The organism is Flavitalea plasmicola (genome assembly GCF_030546645.1).
Taxonomy (GTDB): domain Bacteria; phylum Bacteroidota; class Bacteroidia; order Chitinophagales; family Chitinophagaceae; genus Puia.
This window is the reverse complement of record NZ_JAUOTO010000003.1, coordinates 895791-911558: the sequence shown is the minus strand read 5'-3', so window position 1 is coordinate 911558 and position 15768 is coordinate 895791. Positions and strand designations below refer to the sequence as shown.

Here is a 15768-nt window from a genome sequence, read left to right as displayed (position 1 = left end):
CTAGATTTGCTGCAATAAAAAACATCTTTATGGCAAAAGAAATGAAAGTGGAGAATATCATACGCATCAATGCCTCAGCGTCGAAAGTCTGGGAAGCCCTTACGGATCCATTCTGGACCAAACAATACATGTTCAATTGCGCCGTGGAATCCGACTGGAAAGTCGGTAGTCCCGTTCTATGGAAGATGCAGCACGAAGGACAGGAAATTACGCCCGTCAAGGGGAAGGTAGAAGCCATCATGCCGGGCCTTTTGTTGAAATATTCCGTGATCGATCCCGGCATGGGCATTCCGGACATTCCTGAAAACTACCTGCACGTGACGTACGAACTATCGGAGGCGGATGGCCTGACCGAATTAAAAGTCACACAGGACGGGTATGAACATGCGGCCAAGGGGGAGGAGCGGTACCAGGAAGCGGTAAATGCCGGCGGCTGGAGCTCCATATTGGCTGTCATCAGGGAGCTTCTTGAAAAATAGAGACTTTTTCCATAGTTGGGAATCGTGTTCTTACTAAGGGAAATACCTAAAGCCAGGGAGGAGCCTATTATATTGATTTTAAATTATCTATATAATGGCATGCCTTTGGGTATTTCCTGTTTTATAATTAGTACCCCCATGAAACAAATTTACTTCTACCTTGCCTGCCTGCTGCTGAGCCTGGCCGTGCATGCCGAAAAGGGGCCCCGCGCCAAAGCCGGGAAAATGATGACGGTCAATGAAGGTTCCGTTCAATTCAAATTCAACAATCTCGCCCCCGCCGAAGCCCACAAGGATTCCGTCCTGATCATTTTCGACCGCTGTAATCGTACGGGAGCCGGTGTTGTATACAAAGTGTTCTCTGCCGACAACGACCGCAACATCACCATCGAAGGCGTGCCTGCCGGAAAGTATTATGTCACGATCCAGGGGCTGGGCATTCACCGCGACCGCACGGAGACTGTTGTTACCGTCAAAGCGCAGAAAAATCATCAGATGTCCATTAGCCTGGAAGAAGCGGAAGAATTTTCAAAAGATCATGTGATCATTCCTTCGTCCAGGACCAACCTTGCCTCTTTGTCCATTGTGAACATGAAGTAGTCCTCTATCCCTCTTATCCTTCCCTTCGGGAATATCCTCGGAAAAAAAGGCACCCAGCCGCCGCCAGAGCCGATAGAAAATTAGTTACTCAAATACTACCGTTTTATTTTTATACACCAGCACACGATCCTCAAACACCAGCCTTAAGGCCTTGGCAAGCACGGATGTCTCAATTTCTTTTCCAGCTTTCATCATATCAGCCGCCGTGAACGAATGGTTCACGGGGATGATCTGCTGTGCGATGATAGGCCCTTCATCCAGTTGATCCGTGACAAAATGAGCCGTGGCGCCGATGAGCTTGACGCCCCGTTCGAATGCCTGGCGATAAGGATTGGCGCCGGCGAAGGCCGGAAGGAAAGAATGATGGATATTGATGATGCGTGCCGGGAAGGCCCTGATAAAAGCAGGGGAAAGGATGCGCATGAATTTTGCCAGGACGATATAGTCGGGTTGATACTGCAGCATAGCATCGATGATCTGCTGCTCGAAGATCTCTTTTTCCTGGTCCTGGTGCGTGATATGTGAAAATGGGATCTCAAAACGATGGCAGATATCCTCCAGGATGGGATAATTCCCAATGACATGCTGGACAGATGCTCCCAGTGTCCTGAAATGATGGCGTACCAGGATATCCGAAAGGCAATGGTACTCTTTGGTCACCAGTACGACGATCTTTTTCTCCGGTCGGGGATTGATGGAAATGACGGCATCCGGCGGAAGAAATTTCCTCAGCTCGCGTTGAAGGTTTTCTGCAGCGCGTTCTCCCGCTACGTCTATACGCATGAAAAACCGGTTCTCCGTAGGATCTACATGTTCGCGCAGCGAAATGATATTTAGCTGTTCCTGTGCCAGGACGCCCGAAATGGCAGCCACCAGTCCGACCTGGTCCTTACATTGAATGACGATGATCATATAGACAAGATCGGAAGAATGAAGGGTTTTTCACCTGTCTTTTTTGGAGGACCAAATTGTCTTATAATTAATATTATGTTAAATAGAACCCGGTGTTAATATTGTTCATCTTTAGTGAGTTCCCATCCCCCAGCTAGACTTATCGATGAAGCGCCGCCATAAGCTGCTCCCGGTGAACCTTGCCCACCGGTAGTTTCTTATCCCCCATAAACACCTCATTGCCTTCCAGGTATTTGATGGCCTTGAGCGAGACGATATACGATTTATGGATGCGGGTAAATTTAGCAGCAGGCAGTTGCTGTTCAAATTGCGTCAGGGTCTGTTTGGACATTAACCTTGCTGAACCCGTATAAATAAAAATATAATTGCCATAGGCTTCCACATACCTGATGTCGTCATAGAACACTTTGGTGAGCTTCTTATCGGATTTGACCATTATGAACAGATCTCCCTCCTTTGTAGCTGTCAAAGTCTCCCCCGTCCTATTAACAACTTTTTCCGTAGCCTGCACAAACCGCGGAAATAAGAAAGGCTTTAATAAATAATCGGTAACCGACAGTTCAAATCCTTCCAGCGCATATTCCGGGTAAGCCGACGTAATGATCACCGCCGGGTATTTCTTCAGCGACCGGAGCATTTCAAGGCCGGTCAACCGCGGCATATTGATGTCCAGGATGATCAGGTCAACATCTTTGGTGTTCAGCACCTGCATAGCTTCGAACGCATCTTCGCAGCTGGCCACCAGGGTTAAGTAAGGAACCTGCGATATATAGGTCTTTAGGATGTCCCGAGCGATAGGTTCGTCGTCAACGATAATGCAATTGATGTTCATTAGTTCAAATCTACGGTTAAATTGACTTTGAAAATATTGCTTTCCCGGGTTGTTTTCAGCGTATACTGCTCCGGGTAGATCAGGTCCAACCGTTGTTTAACGTTATTCAAGCCCAGGCCGCCTTTGGACCTGTTCTTAGAAGGAACCCAATCCGGATCAACCGAGTTGATTACCAGGAGTTGTAAATGCCCGTTTTGGAAGCCCAATTGGATATGCACAAAGGCGGGATGCCCCTTAGGCGCTGAAAAATGCTTAAAGCTGTTTTCTACAAAAATGATCAACAGCAGCGGTGCAATATATTGACCCGTATAGTCACCGGAAATACTCAGTTGAATATCGGTTTTATCGCTCAACCTGATTCGCTCCAGCTCCACATAATTATGGATATAATCCAGCTCTTTTTGAACCGCTACATAGGTTTGATGGGTCTCGTATAAGGAATAACGCAAAAGCTCGGATAGTTTCAGCATCAGGTCCGGCAGCTTTTTCGATCCGGCAACCGATAAACCGTATAGGTTATTCAACGTGTTGAATAAAAAATGCGGGTTGAGTTGTGCTTTCAGATGGCGCAGTTGATCGTCTTTTTGCTGCTTATCCCCGATCAGCCTGTCCAGTCCGAGTTTGAACATCGTGGCAATGACCGTAAAGGCAATCATGCTAAAAGTGATATGCTCCTTTCGCCAATCCACGCGATCCTGTATCGGAAACATCAGGCCTATTCCGTTTAACAGGTAGGGCAAACCGTATATCAGCGCAAAGACCTGCAGCAGGTATAGGATGATCCCCAATAGCCATTTGCGCTGTTTAAAAAAAGGCAGGATGAGGAGATTTTGCGTATAACTCGGGATGGCCAGTTCCAGTGTTTCCTGTAAAACAAGACAGATCAGCGTTGCCCCGGTCATCCGGTTGGGGTATTCCTTAAGGAAAATAAAAAGCAGGAAAACGATGAGCCAGAACCCTAGCTGGGTATACACCTTATGAGGTTTGGTAAATAAGCAGGTCCAATCGAAGGGTCTCATGATCTAAAGAAAGACGATGTTAGCCTGATCACCAAAAATTGGTGATGAACGGAGACTTTTTGATGACGAACGTTTCATCATCGCCGTAATTACGTTCATCACCGGAGTAAGGTACTTCACCACTTATATTTTAAGAGGCGGTAGGCCGGAAATACTTTTGGTTAAAATCAAAAACAAATGAAACCCAAACCCGCATTTTTCATAATTGTTCTTCTGGGCCTGATGAACAGCACATTTGCACAACCCGACACCCTTGAGGCTGGTTTGTTAAAGGATATTCCGGTATGGATGGCCGAATACCATGTTCCTTGTGTGGGCGTCGGCATCATCGAAAACGGCAAGATCAAATGGGCAAAAAACTTCGGCGAATTGCAAGCCGGTCATCCTGCTCCAAAGAATACGCTATTCAATATCGCTTCGCAAACCAAGCCTGTGACCGCCATGTTAACGTTAAAGCTCGTCCAAATGGGTAAATGGGACCTGGACGAACCGCTGGCGCATTACTGGATAGACCCGGACATCGCAGGTGACCCTTACCTGGGTAAACTGACCACCCGTATTGTTTTGAGCCACCAAACCGGTTTTCCGAACTGGCGTTCCGACAACGGGGGTACTAAACTCCATTTCAACTTTGAACCCGGTACCAAATTCGGTTATTCCGGAGAGGGTTATGAATATTTGAGACGGGCATTGGAAGCGAAATTTCAGGTATCCCTTGACCAATTACTAAATACGTATTTATTAAAACCCCTCGACATCAAAAACACCTGTTATTGGAGCGCAACCCTGGACACCAACCGCTTTGCCTTTTGGCATGACGGGCAGGGGAAACGGTATGCTACCTCTATCCAAACATCGGTCAATTCAGCCGATGACCTTATCACCACTATCGAAGATTATTGTACGCTTGGCCTGTACGCCATGAACAATGCCTCTCTTTACAACAAACCCGAGGTAAAAGTCAAAGAAAATTATTACCGCGGTTTAGGCTGGGGGCTGGTAGAGGGCCTGCCAAACGGTGAATACGCTTTTGAACATGGTGGTTCTGATATCGGGGTACGCACCATGGCGTTTTTTCTGCCCAAATCGAAAAGGGGCATCGTGGTTATGACCAACGCCGACAACGGTGCTTTCGTGAGCGACCGCATCATTGCCCGCGCAATGGACTACGGAAAACAACTGTTGGCCACCATGAACAAGGGTGCCGGCAGGCATCAACGGATCACCATCGCAGACACGCTGCTACAGCGCTATACAGGCATTTACGCACAAAGCAATGGCAAACTGATCAAAGTGGAGCAAGCAGGCAGCGCTTTAAAAGTTTCCGGCGATGGGATACCTACCGCTGTCGTTTATCCTGAATCATCCAATCAATTCTTCCTGGACGGTTATGATGTACAGCTCCAATTCCCGGATGCCAATACCCTGGTCGTTTTCGAAAATGGCAAACAAGTACTGAGCGCAAACCGAAAATAATATGAGAGAAAAAAAAAGGAGCACTTCTCAGCCCTGAAGGCTGAACAATGCTCCTTAACGAATCCTAGGCATTTTGCATGGCGGCAAGCCCCTTCTGGAGGTCTTCGGCATTCATGACCGGGCAGAACTCCACTTTCGCGTTAAAGTTCAAAAAGAAAGGCTCGGCGATCGATGGTATTTCGGAAGGGTCTTTCAGGTCAAATACCATGAGACAGCTTCTGCAGCCATCCGTCGCCAGGAAATAGCTGGCTTCCGGCTTAAGCTTGTCTATGGTCGTCTTCATGATCTTGGGAAGTGTGCCATCCAGGATGGCCTTGTTGGATGCAACCACGTCCATGGTAGCTTTTAGTAAAGTGCGCATTGGTGGGATTTTTATTTATTTAATTTATAAACTATTAAATAGTAAATAAATATACAAATAAAAAAACATAAAATGACTTTTACCCCACTAATACCTGCTTTTCGTATAAGATCTCTTTTTCCCCATACAGCCGCTCGGCGATAATATTTCTTTCACGGCAAATATTCACCAGCATATTGGATTGAACGATCGGGTTCGATTCATCGGTGTATTTGAGACTGCTGATGAACTCCACCCAGGGCTCCTGCCCCATGGCATAAACATACACTTCTTTTGGGTGGAATATATCCACCAGCGACATACCCCTTTTACAGTCCGAACCGTCCAGTCTCCTGGTAGCATCCTGATCCCTTGGCACTTTCTTTGTCAGCAAAGGACCATATAACCAGGTCAATGGCGCCCCGTCACATTCCATTCCAAGGAATATCACGTCTACATCGCCTACCTGGCGGTGAATATGTTTATACAATGATGGCTCTACGATCCTCGAATCCGCCATGAACAAAAGTTTGAACTCCCCGATCTGAACAAGGTGACAGGATTTAGCCTGTATATTCAGATCGCAATGTTCCCCGGTGAATGGGACACCGGTGATGGTGGTGTCTGCAAAGTGGATGGTCTCCATCGGATCGATCTCGATGACATTGTTAAACCCGATGCTATTGAACATGAGCTTCAGATTGGGATCTTCCAGCCTGCCTCCCGTCGTCCTTGGAACAATGATATTTTTTATTTTATGCCGTAATGGCAACAGTGTCTCGAACAAAATATGATCCTGGTGATTGTGGGTGATCAGCACATAGTCGATTACGTCCGGCAGATCTGAGTCCGTAAAATGCTCTATGTCCGAATGATATCCATAATAGCTGATCAGTGGGTCCGCAAGAATGCTGATATCCTTTGTTTCAATTAATATACAGGCATGACCAAAATAGCGCATGCGGATCTTATCACCTGTATATTTATTATAGGCAGGAAATGGCTCTTTTGTAAAGAACGTTTCAAAGATCTCTTCCTGCGAGACCGATATTCCCAGCATTGCCTTGATATAGCCCAGCGTTTGCGGAACCCTCTTCATTTTGGCCAGCTCATCAATGCCGGGATGATCGAATGGTATATCCAGGTAAAGGACGTTGGGATCATCCAGTTTGGGAGTGGTAAGCGCAAACGGGCGATGATCATTATTGGTGACCCAGAGGGCCAGTCCTTGGGTAGACTTATCAAAAAATTCACTGCGGTAAAGGAGCGATTCGAATACCCTGAAGTCAGGATTGTTATTGCGGTCGTAATAAAGCTCAACATAGCCTTTCAGCAGGGGTGGGACTTTCTCGTATAAACTCTCGAGTCCATATCCTTTAGCGTTCTGTGCCAGCATTTTGTCCAATTCCTTTATGGCTTTGGCAAATTGAATGAGACCGGCTCTTTTTTGAAGGGTTTCTGCTTGCAGGGCTTTGACCTCCTCTATCCTGCCTCCGCCAAAATCCATGAAGGGACCGCCCCGCAGCTGGGGATTGAGGATGGCTTCGGCATGAACGGCCGGCGCGAGCAGATAGGACTCCATAATAGCCAGGTGTCTTCCCACAATATTCATTGCTGCCGTAGCCGGAGAGACCAGGTGACTCCAGGCATACCATTTGTCGATCAATGGTTCGAACACAACGTTCGGCTTGAGATACATTTTTGCTTCGTTCATGGCAGATATATTTTTTTTAATCGCTCATAAAGACTTTCGGGGTGGTAAGTAGCGTTTTTATCCAGGTTACCTCTTCTCCATATCTCATTCCACAAATGCACGGCCAGGGTTTCCCGCGATGGCGTGTACAAGCTTTTGCAGATGAGCGAGGAAAGATCGAAATAATCCAGCGGGCAGAAAGCAGCCGGCTCCCGGATATGCGGCAGCAGTTCATCATAGCGGGACATCTCTTTCCTGAACAGGTAAACGCCGATCTCGCCCCATTTTACCGGCGTTCCGCTGCCGACCTTTCTTTCTATGCCGTCCAGCAGTTCACCGAGCCAGGCGGCATTGGCCGGAGATTTGATGCAGGTGTTATTGACTTCACATTCCTCTTTGCCATATTTCCATTCTGAAGAAAAGCAAAACTCCCCATCAATGTCAAATGGCTTCATACATATGGTGTCCATATCCACCCACCATCCGCCCTTTTGAAACAGTAATTTCAGCCGGAACCAGTCGGCGAAGGACGCATAGGTATTGCCGGTGTCTTTGAACAGGGAAGTTGCGGGCAGGATAGTATTTGCGTCCAGGAGCCGTACTTCTACCGGCAGGCCGGCTATTTCTTCATATGCGTACAGGTGAAATTCATGTCCATGTCGGATATAGGACCAGAGGCACAGCAGCTCGTTGTTGCTCAATCTGTTCCCTATCCACAAACTTTGGATGATCTTATTGCTCATTTACCGGTATTTTTCCAGGCGGTACGATGACGGATTCCTTCCACTCCCCCGTCTGTTCCCGCCACATTGCGTTGTAAAGTCCCTTTTTTTCCAGCAAAGACCGGTGATTGCCCGTCTCGACGATCCGGCCTTTATCCAGCACATAAATGCGATCTGCGAACATGACGGTGGACAACCGGTGGGCGATCATCAGGGTAATATATTCCTTTTGCTGCGTGATCGACCGGATGGTATCGGTGATCTCCCTTTCCGTCAGCGAATCAAGCGAGGAAGTAGCTTCATCGAAAATAATAAGGCGCGATCTTCTGACGAGTGATCGGGCTATGGAAAGCCGCTGCCTTTCACCGCCGGATAATTTCAAGCCTCCTTCCCCTATCACTGAATCAACACCTTTAGGAGCGCGATCGAGCAGGTTCTGGCAGGCCGTCCTGCGCAATACCTCGCCTATTGTGTCATCGTCCGCCGCCGGATCCAGGAAAAGAAGGTTCTCCTTTATCGTGCCCGAGAACAGCTGGGTATCCTGGGTTACCAGCCCCAACTGGTGTCTCATCTCGTCGTAATCGATCCGGTCGTGCATACAACCATTGTAGTAGATGTTTCCGCTCGTGGGGCTGTACAGGCCGACCAACAATTTCACCAGCGTTGTTTTTCCGGAACCCGAAGGACCGACAATCGCCACGGTCTCCCCCAGTTTGATCTCGAGGGATATGCTTTCCAGCGCAGGCCGTATGGCAGATCTATGCTGAAAGCGGATATTTTCAAAACGGAGGTGAGTGATAGGACCAATCTTTTCCGGGTGCCGGCATACCGTGTCTTTGGGCATATCCAACAGTTGCTGCAAATTGGTCAGCGAGATCTCCGCTTCGCGATAAGCAACAATAACAAGATTTAGTTCCCCCAGATAGCCGAAAATGAAATAAAAATACAATTGCATCATCATCAGCTGTCCGACGGTGAGCTTGTCATAAAATACAAACAGCAGCAGACTAAAGGTAAAGACCTGGTGCAGGGTCTGGATGAATGCGCTGTATACAAACCCTATCGATCTTATATTCTTTATTTTTTTCAGCTCATTCTTCAATATCCTGAAATTCGCTTTGTTCAGCCGGCGTATCTCCTGCTGTATCAGACCCAGGCTTTTCAGCAGCTCAATATTCCGGAGCGATTCTGTCGTGGAGCCGGCAAGCGCATTTGTTTCAGCCATAATACCCTTTTGGATCGCCTTGATCTTGCGGCTCAAAAAGTTGGTAATGACGGATAGTACGACGGCGCCAGTGACATACAGCACGGGTAATAGCGGGCTTAACCGAAAAGAAATGAAAACAACGAAACCAAGCCCAATTATGCTTACGAACAGCACATTGACGAACTTGTTGATAAACGTCTCACTATCCGTACGCGCCCGCTGGAGGATAGATAAGATCTCGCCGCTCCGCTGGTCTTCAAAATCCCGGTAAGGCAGGCACAGGACATGGCTTTGCACATCCGAATAAAGGTCAGCGCCAAGCCTTCGAACGATCTTATTGACTGTGAAAGACTGGAAACCTTTGGACAGCCAGGCCATCGTGCTGACGACGACGATCATGAGGATGCCCGAGAAGACCCCGCGGACATAATCTGCTTCCAATCCATGTTCACGGAAATACCGGGCCTTGCTGGCAAAAGGGTCGATGAGCCGGGTGCCAATAATATAAGGATTGAGATTAATAAATAGCTGGTCCATGGTCGCCAGCAAAAGGGCCAGGAACACCAGGTGTCTGTACCGGCGCAGGTATCGCAATAATAGTTTCATAATATTTCCCGTCCTTGTTTCAATTAAGATCCAAATCCTTTTCCAGGTTAGCCAACAGCAGATCGACCGTGTTCATGTCCGCTGCGCTCAGTGTCATATCCATCGCCCGTGCATCATACACTATCTGTTCGGCGCTGGTAGCGCCCAGAAGGACCGTCGTTATGCCAGGCTGTTCCATTGCCCAGCGGATACAAAGATGGGTGACTGTTCCGCCATAGTCCCTGGCGATTGGCGTCAACTGATCCAGGAAAGCCTTTATTCGGACCATATTTTCCTGTTTGTAAAGGGCTACTTCCCAGGGGGTGTCTCCCACCCGCCACAGGAATTGAGGGAGATCCCTGCCCGTCAGTATGCCCCGCTGGAGAACGCTGTAAGCAAGGATACTTTTTTTCTCTTCCCGGCAGTAGGGGATCAGGTCCTCCTCTATCTTCCGGTTGAGCATACTATAGCGTACTTTGTTGAAAGCTACATCAATGGCGCCGTCAGCCTGTGCCATTTGCTCCATCGTGTGGTTGCATACGCCGGCCAGTCTGATCTTACCTTGCTCCTTCAGCCGGACCAGGGCTTCCATGGACTCCTCCACAGGCGTTGTCGGATCCGGCCAATGCAGGGAGTAAAGGTCTATATAGTCCGTACCCAGTCGTCGCAGGCTATCTTCACATTGTTGGATGATACTTTCCTTCCCGCCATATTTGTATATGTTGATGACGCCATCCTGCAATTTTTTGTCTTTGACCCACAAGTGTCCCCTGGCCTCTCCCCAGACCACTCCACATTTGGTCATGAGCTGCAGCCTGTCCCGCGGGATGCCGGCAAAAGCTGTTGCGACGATCTCTTCACTCAGCCCCAAACCATACAGCGGCGCAGTATCGATGGAGGTAAACCCCATTTCATAAGCCTTTCTGAGCGCCGCCGTGGCATCAGCCGGCTCGACTCCCCCCTGCTCCCATTTGCCGATGGCCCAGGCCCCAAAAGCAATAGCGGACAGGCTGAGGCCCGTGTTTCCAAGTTGACGATATTCCATTGTAATAGTTTTAAGTAAAATTTCTCTACAGCGCCAAACAGTCCTTTATTTTTTCTGCGAGCCGGCTGGCATTTTCTCCCTGTACCATACTCCAGTGGTCGCCCATGCCCGTAATTAATTTGCAGTCTTGGGTATAGCGTTGCCATCCGAGGTATGCCTCTCTTAGGTTTGTTGTTTCTGTCGCACTAACAATCACCAGTTTTGTCCCGATGTCTTCAGGCAGCCGGTATGCCATTGCAGACTGAACGAGCGCAGCATGCAGCGTCGAAGCTATCTCCGGACGACCGGACCGAAGCCTGATATGGTTTACGATGCCACGGATCTTGTCCGTTTCTGTCCAGCCGCCCATAACCGACCGCAGCTGGTCTATCCAGTTACGGTGTGCCGGAGGACATTTCCAGTAATGTTCCAGGAAAATGCCTGTCGTCTGCAACAGCTGCTCGTCGGTGGTGATCGTGCGTTTGTGCACCGGTGCATCCAGCATCACGATAAACTCAGCGCTCTCTCCTTCCAGCTGCCAGAGGCGGTTGACCTCAACGGCCAGGTAGGCTCCGAAACTATGGGCTATGAGACGATAGGGGCCATGTGGCTGTATCTCCCGTAGCCATCCTTTCACTATTTGTGCGGTATCGGTAAGGCTCATTGGAGGCTCCTCCCCTTCCTTCAGTCCCATCATTTGTACGCCATAGATGGCATGTGATCCGCCGACAGCTGTTGCCAGCTCATCATATGCGTCGCAGAATCCCGGCGAGCCGGGAAGAATGAATAGGGGTTTTCCTTGTTTTCCCTTATGGAGCAGCCGAAGGTGGGATGGTGCATCTGCCCGGGCATTCATCGATGCCAGCAGACCGGCGGCCAGCTGCTGTATCGTCTGGTATTTGAAAATATCTTTGAAAACGACAGGGTAACCCAGTTTGCGGATACGGTCAACCATTGGAAAGATCAGCAATGAATGTCCTCCCAGAGAGAAAAAGCTTTGCGTGATGCCCACCTGTTCCAATCTTAGCAGCGCTTGCCATATACCTGCGAGCTCCATTTCCAGGTTATTACGGGGAGCGATAATCGTGTCGTCCTGCCTGCTGAAACCGTCGGCTGCGGGTAAAGCCTGCTTGTCAATTTTCCCGATCCGTGTAAGGGGCATCACCGGCAGCGGTATCCAGACGGAAGGGATCATGTGCCCCGGCAAATGATCGGCCAGATAGTCGGTAAGCGCCTGCGGGCGAAAATCATCGTCTGCCACTACGTAGCCGGCCAGGTACCGATGGCCTGATGAGTCGGCGGGAGCGACCACCGCCACCTGTCTGACAAGGCCGCTCTGTTCCGCAACGATCTCTATTTCTCCCAGCTCGATGCGGTGTCCCCTGATCTTTACCTGGTCATCCACTCTCCCCTGGAGCTCTATATTACCATCCTCCAGCCATCGGCCGATGTCTCCCGTCAAATATACCCGTGAACCGGCGCTGCCGAATGGATCAGGAATAAATTTTTGTTCCGTCAGCTCCGGTCGTGCCCAGTAACCGCGCGCCAGGCCGGCGCCTCCGATCCTGATCTCGCCGGGAACTCCTATCGGGCATAGCTGCCCGTTCCCGTCGGTGATATAGATATTTGAATTTGAAAATGGACGGCCAATAGGGACACGGTCGTATGTTCTCTCCGGATCTGTCTTATACAACAGCTTGCCGATGGTAGTTTCTGTGGGCCCATAATGATTGAATATATCTCCTTTGTATCCGGCGTCTCTTAGCATCGGCAGAACCGTCGACGGCATCGGCTCTCCACCAAAAATAATTACCTTTCGAGGCATCACGACCCGGCCTTCCCCAGCATAAGACATCCAAAGGGAGGGAATGATCTTCAGGCAGTCGATGTCATTCGATCTGAAGTAGGCGGTGATCTCATTTCCATCCAGCACCATACTGTCGGATAAAATATGTGTAGCACTGCCCTGGAGCAAGGCGCAGAATAGCATCGAGTATCCACCGTCGGCAACCAGAGATGCGATCAGGGCGAAGGAACGACAGTTGGTCAGACCCACGCCGTCCCTTATGGCGGAGACGTGTTCCACCAACGCTCCATGCTCTATCATAACACCTTTTGGTCTCCCGGTGGAGCCGGAAGTATAAATGATATAAGCCAGGCCGGCGGGACTTACATCCACCGGTGTAATGTCAGGGGCATATACGGCATCGTGGGGCATCTCCTGGTATGCACGGCTGTCTACCAGGTCGACGTCCGTAGTAAAGGATAATATCTTTTCTTTAAGTACAGGGTTTACCAGGCAAACGGCGCATCGGGTGTCGTCCAGTACGAACCGGATATGATCTGCCGGATGATCGGGATGAATGGGCACGAATGCGCCGCCCGCTTTCATAATCGCGAATATACCTACGATCATCGCGGCGCTTCTTTCTACACAAATGCCCACCAGGCTTTCCTTATTTACTCCTTTCCTGCGCAGGTATGCTGCCAGCCGGCTGGACATTTCATGCAGCTGCTCATAGCTCAGGCTTTGTTCTTCGGTGATCACCGCCTTGGCGCCCGGGCTAGATACCGCCTGCTCGGTGAAAAGGTCCACGATCGATTTATCTTTCGGATAATCTACCCGGGCTCTGCCAAACTCCTCTCTGAGGATGTTTTCCTCAGCCCGCGGCAGGATCCTAAGGGTACCTATTTGCAGTGCGGGTGCAGCAACGATCGATCGCAACAGCTCCTGATAATGGCAAAGCATCCGGTGAATAGCAGACTCTTTATAAAGGTCCTTCCGGTAGTTGATATGCAAATACAGCCCTTCTTTGGTATCTGCCACAGTCACTGTGAGGTCGAATTTCGCATGCCAGCTTCGGAATGGTTCATTGGACAATACGGTTTCTCCCAGATGAAGATCGGGTGACCCTGCTGCATGCTGCATGACGAACATGACCTGGAAAAGAGGGCTGTGGTGCAGCTGTCTTTCAGTGACCACCTCCTCCACTACCCTTCCGAATGGAATGTCCTGGTGGTCATAGGCTTCCAGTACCGTTTGTTTTACTGAGTCAAGCAATTCCTGGAAAGACATGTCCCTTTCCTGGCGGCTGCGTATAACAATTGTATTGAGAAAGAACCCTATCAATCTTTCCGTTTCCTTGATCCTTCCAGTCATCGGCGTCCCGATGCAAATATCTTTTTGGCCGCTGTAACGGTATAGCAGCACCTTCAAAGCAGTCAGCACTGTTACGAACAATGTAGCCCGACAGGATATGGAAAAGGCTTTTAGCTGCAAGGACAAGCCGGCATCCAATGCCATACCCAGGCCTGTCCCGATGGTGGTTTGTACGCCAGGTCTTGGAAAGTCTGAGGGCAGTACGAGAGGCGGGGCTCCTGCGAGCTGTTTGCGCCAGTAGGCGAGCTGCCGCTCTTGTCTTTCCCCCTGGAGGAACCTCCGCTGCCATAGCGCATAATCGGCATATTGGATGGGGAGGGGCGGTAAAGATACAGTCCGGCCTTTTTCGTGTGCGGCATAGGCGGCAGTCAGTTCCTGCATCAGGATATTCCAGGACCAGGCATCGGCGGCAATATGGTGCAGGGTCAGGATCAACAGGTGTTCGTTGCCGGAAAGTGCAATCAGGTGGACACGCAATGGGTGATCTTTCGAAAGATCGAAGGGTTTGTCCACCAGGGCTGTGATCAGTTGCTGCTGTTCAGTCTGTTCGACCAGTTTACTTCCGTCAATGGTCTCCATTTGCCAGCGTCCTTTATCCATGACCTCCTGCCAGCGGATGCCTTCTTCTTCTTTTAGCACCGTGCGCAATACTTCATGACGGTCCACGACTTCCTGGCACGCCGCCTCCAGCGCCTGTATGTTCAGTATTCCTGTTAATCTCCAAACCCATGGAATGTGATAATGTGCACTTCCTTCCAACCGATGGATAAACCAGAGGCGTTCCTGGCTGAAAGATAAGGGAGACCTCCCACCAGACACCCGATGGGCGATCACGCTGTCCCAATCGGGGATATGGTTATCGGAACGGCCAGCCAACAGGGATTGTATCTCCTTTTTGTACCTCCTGATCTCACCTATGAAATCCTGGTCCACAGCTGTTTTACCATTCGTCTTATATTTCAGCTGTCCGTCCTCCAGAAAAAGTACGATCTCCCTTTTACCTGCCTCTTTTAGAAGAGATAATCCTTTATCAAGATCATTTGCCATATACACTTGTTAAAAAGCGACATCAATTTGTATGTAATCCCCTTGGTCCAGGACCTGCCGGATCTCATATTCGCAGGAGCTAAGTCCGTTGTAGCAATCTCTAGGTCTTTTCTGAAATTTTTCCCAATTACGGTTGAACATCTCCATCAAAGACGCGTCCTTGTCGACGACTCTTTCATGCGGCAGGGATTCATACCGACCATACCTGCGTTCGACAGGCAACCCTTTTTCCAGGAAGGACTTATAGAAGCAATCGTCCTCGCAGCCATATCCCGGATAGTCATTGTAGAATCCGTTCACCGAGCGCATGTGCGTTGCCGTCAGCAGGACATGTCCCGAAAAATAGCCCGGGTACGGCATGGTATAATTGTATTGCGAAGCCGCAGAGGCCATGTGCGTAACGCAGGAGGGAAAGGAATAATCAACATGGCCGTCGACCGCCAGCATGTCTATATCCGAAAGATCAAATGCGTCGGCTTTGTTTTCTGCGTAAAGAAAGCCTATGTTGAGCAGCTTCCCGCGATTGAAAGGACCTTCTCCCAGTTGGTGTACAATATAGATATCCGCGTCCGGGAAAAGTCGCCTGTAGTGGGGAACGAACTGCCTCAGGTGCTGTTCGCGGTTCCGGTAGGGAACGATGAAAGCAAGCTTGTAATCGAGTACGTACATAGT

General features: G+C 49.5%; 13 protein-coding genes. 3 read left to right on the top strand and 10 right to left on the bottom strand.

All coding sequences use genetic code 11. The features are described 5' to 3' along the window. Positions 1–29 precede the first annotated feature (29 nt). Together Q4E93_RS13705 and Q4E93_RS13700 are read left to right on the top strand one after the other, a co-directional pair. Positions 30–479, top strand: a complete 450-nt coding sequence (locus tag Q4E93_RS13705; protein WP_303586054.1) for an SRPBCC domain-containing protein — start codon at positions 30–32, stop codon at positions 477–479. A 138-nt stretch (positions 480–617) separates the two neighbouring features. Further along, positions 618–1079, top strand: coding sequence for a peptidase associated/transthyretin-like domain-containing protein (locus Q4E93_RS13700; protein WP_303586052.1), 462 nt, complete (start codon positions 618–620; stop codon positions 1077–1079). An 84-nt stretch (positions 1080–1163) separates the two neighbouring features. On the opposite strand, the gene purU is transcribed toward Q4E93_RS13700, so the two are convergent. The 3 genes from purU to Q4E93_RS13685 all read right to left on the bottom strand — a co-directional run bounded on the left by purU (position 1164) and on the right by Q4E93_RS13685 (position 3797). Next, on the bottom strand, positions 1164–1991 hold the full coding sequence (gene purU, locus Q4E93_RS13695) for a formyltetrahydrofolate deformylase (protein WP_303586050.1): 828 nt from the start codon (positions 1989–1991) through the stop codon (positions 1164–1166). A 139-nt stretch (positions 1992–2130) separates the two neighbouring features. Next, positions 2131–2823: a LytR/AlgR family response regulator transcription factor gene (locus tag Q4E93_RS13690; protein WP_303586048.1), complete on the bottom strand. Its 693-nt coding sequence runs from the start codon at positions 2821–2823 to the stop codon at positions 2131–2133. Then, complete coding sequence (locus tag Q4E93_RS13685) at positions 2823–3797, bottom strand: sensor histidine kinase (RefSeq protein WP_303586047.1); 975 nt, start codon at positions 3795–3797, stop codon at positions 2823–2825. The genes Q4E93_RS13690 and Q4E93_RS13685 overlap by 1 nt, the downstream gene beginning before the upstream one ends. A 222-nt stretch (positions 3798–4019) precedes the next feature. Between Q4E93_RS13685 and Q4E93_RS13680 the strand changes: the two genes are divergently transcribed. Continuing rightward, positions 4020–5318 (top strand): serine hydrolase domain-containing protein, encoded by a 1299-nt coding sequence (locus Q4E93_RS13680; RefSeq protein WP_303586045.1) that lies wholly within the window; start codon positions 4020–4022, stop codon positions 5316–5318. A 64-nt stretch (positions 5319–5382) separates the two neighbouring features. Here Q4E93_RS13680 and Q4E93_RS13675 read toward each other — a convergent pair whose 3' ends face one another. The 7 genes from Q4E93_RS13675 to Q4E93_RS13645 form a co-directional block, all read right to left on the bottom strand. Beyond that, positions 5383–5679: a DUF3303 family protein gene (locus Q4E93_RS13675; protein WP_303586043.1), complete on the bottom strand. Its 297-nt coding sequence runs from the start codon at positions 5677–5679 to the stop codon at positions 5383–5385. A gap of 79 nt (positions 5680–5758) precedes the next feature. Then, positions 5759–7372 carry an MBL fold metallo-hydrolase gene (locus Q4E93_RS13670; RefSeq protein ID WP_303586041.1) on the bottom strand — a complete coding sequence of 538 codons (1614 nt, stop codon included), beginning with the start codon at positions 7370–7372 and terminating at the stop codon, positions 5759–5761. Continuing rightward, positions 7369–8094 carry a glycosyltransferase gene (locus Q4E93_RS13665; protein ID WP_303586039.1) on the bottom strand — a complete coding sequence of 242 codons (726 nt, stop codon included), beginning with the start codon at positions 8092–8094 and terminating at the stop codon, positions 7369–7371. The genes Q4E93_RS13670 and Q4E93_RS13665 overlap by 4 nt, the downstream gene beginning before the upstream one ends. Beyond that, the gene (locus Q4E93_RS13660) at positions 8084–9886 is read right to left on the bottom strand and encodes an ABC transporter ATP-binding protein (RefSeq protein ID WP_303586037.1); all 1803 of its coding nucleotides are present in this window, start codon (positions 9884–9886) and stop codon (positions 8084–8086) included. Before Q4E93_RS13660 ends, Q4E93_RS13665 begins: the two co-directional genes overlap by 11 nt. 19 nt (positions 9887–9905) lie before the next feature. Beyond that, the gene (locus tag Q4E93_RS13655; RefSeq protein ID WP_303586036.1) at positions 9906–10910 is read right to left on the bottom strand and encodes an aldo/keto reductase; all 1005 of its coding nucleotides are present in this window, start codon (positions 10908–10910) and stop codon (positions 9906–9908) included. Positions 10911–10935: 25 nt separating this feature from the next. Beyond that, positions 10936–15096, bottom strand: coding sequence for a non-ribosomal peptide synthetase (locus Q4E93_RS13650; RefSeq protein ID WP_303586035.1), 4161 nt, complete (start codon positions 15094–15096; stop codon positions 10936–10938). Positions 15097–15105: 9 nt separating this feature from the next. After that, a complete protein-coding gene (locus Q4E93_RS13645; RefSeq protein WP_303586033.1) occupies positions 15106–15765 on the bottom strand; it encodes a galactosyltransferase-related protein in 660 nt (219 codons plus the stop codon). Positions 15766–15768: the final 3 nt, after the last annotated feature.

Excerpts from the sequence above, each read along its gene's own strand:
- Q4E93_RS13700 (WP_303586052.1), top strand. The coding sequence starts at position 618 with ATGAAACAAATTTACTTCTACCTTGCCTGCCTGCTGCTGAGCCTGGCC.
- Q4E93_RS13680 (WP_303586045.1), top strand. The coding sequence starts at position 4,020 with ATGAAACCCAAACCCGCATTTTTCATAATTGTTCTTCTGGGCCTGATG.
- purU (WP_303586050.1), bottom strand. The coding sequence starts at position 1,991 with ATGATCATCGTCATTCAATGTAAGGACCAGGTCGGACTGGTGGCTGCC.
- Q4E93_RS13645 (WP_303586033.1), bottom strand. The coding sequence starts at position 15,765 with ATGTACGTACTCGATTACAAGCTTGCTTTCATCGTTCCCTACCGGAAC.
- Q4E93_RS13660 (WP_303586037.1), bottom strand. The coding sequence starts at position 9,886 with ATGAAACTATTATTGCGATACCTGCGCCGGTACAGACACCTGGTGTTC.
- Q4E93_RS13690 (WP_303586048.1), bottom strand. The coding sequence starts at position 2,823 with ATGAACATCAATTGCATTATCGTTGACGACGAACCTATCGCTCGGGAC.
- Q4E93_RS13655 (WP_303586036.1), bottom strand. The coding sequence starts at position 10,910 with ATGGAATATCGTCAACTTGGAAACACGGGCCTCAGCCTGTCCGCTATT.
- Q4E93_RS13670 (WP_303586041.1), bottom strand. The coding sequence starts at position 7,372 with ATGAACGAAGCAAAAATGTATCTCAAGCCGAACGTTGTGTTCGAACCA.
- Q4E93_RS13650 (WP_303586035.1), bottom strand. The coding sequence starts at position 15,096 with ATGGCAAATGATCTTGATAAAGGATTATCTCTTCTAAAAGAGGCAGGT.
- Q4E93_RS13675 (WP_303586043.1), bottom strand. The coding sequence starts at position 5,679 with ATGCGCACTTTACTAAAAGCTACCATGGACGTGGTTGCATCCAACAAG.
- Q4E93_RS13705 (WP_303586054.1), top strand. The coding sequence starts at position 30 with ATGGCAAAAGAAATGAAAGTGGAGAATATCATACGCATCAATGCCTCA.
- Q4E93_RS13665 (WP_303586039.1), bottom strand. The coding sequence starts at position 8,094 with ATGAGCAATAAGATCATCCAAAGTTTGTGGATAGGGAACAGATTGAGC.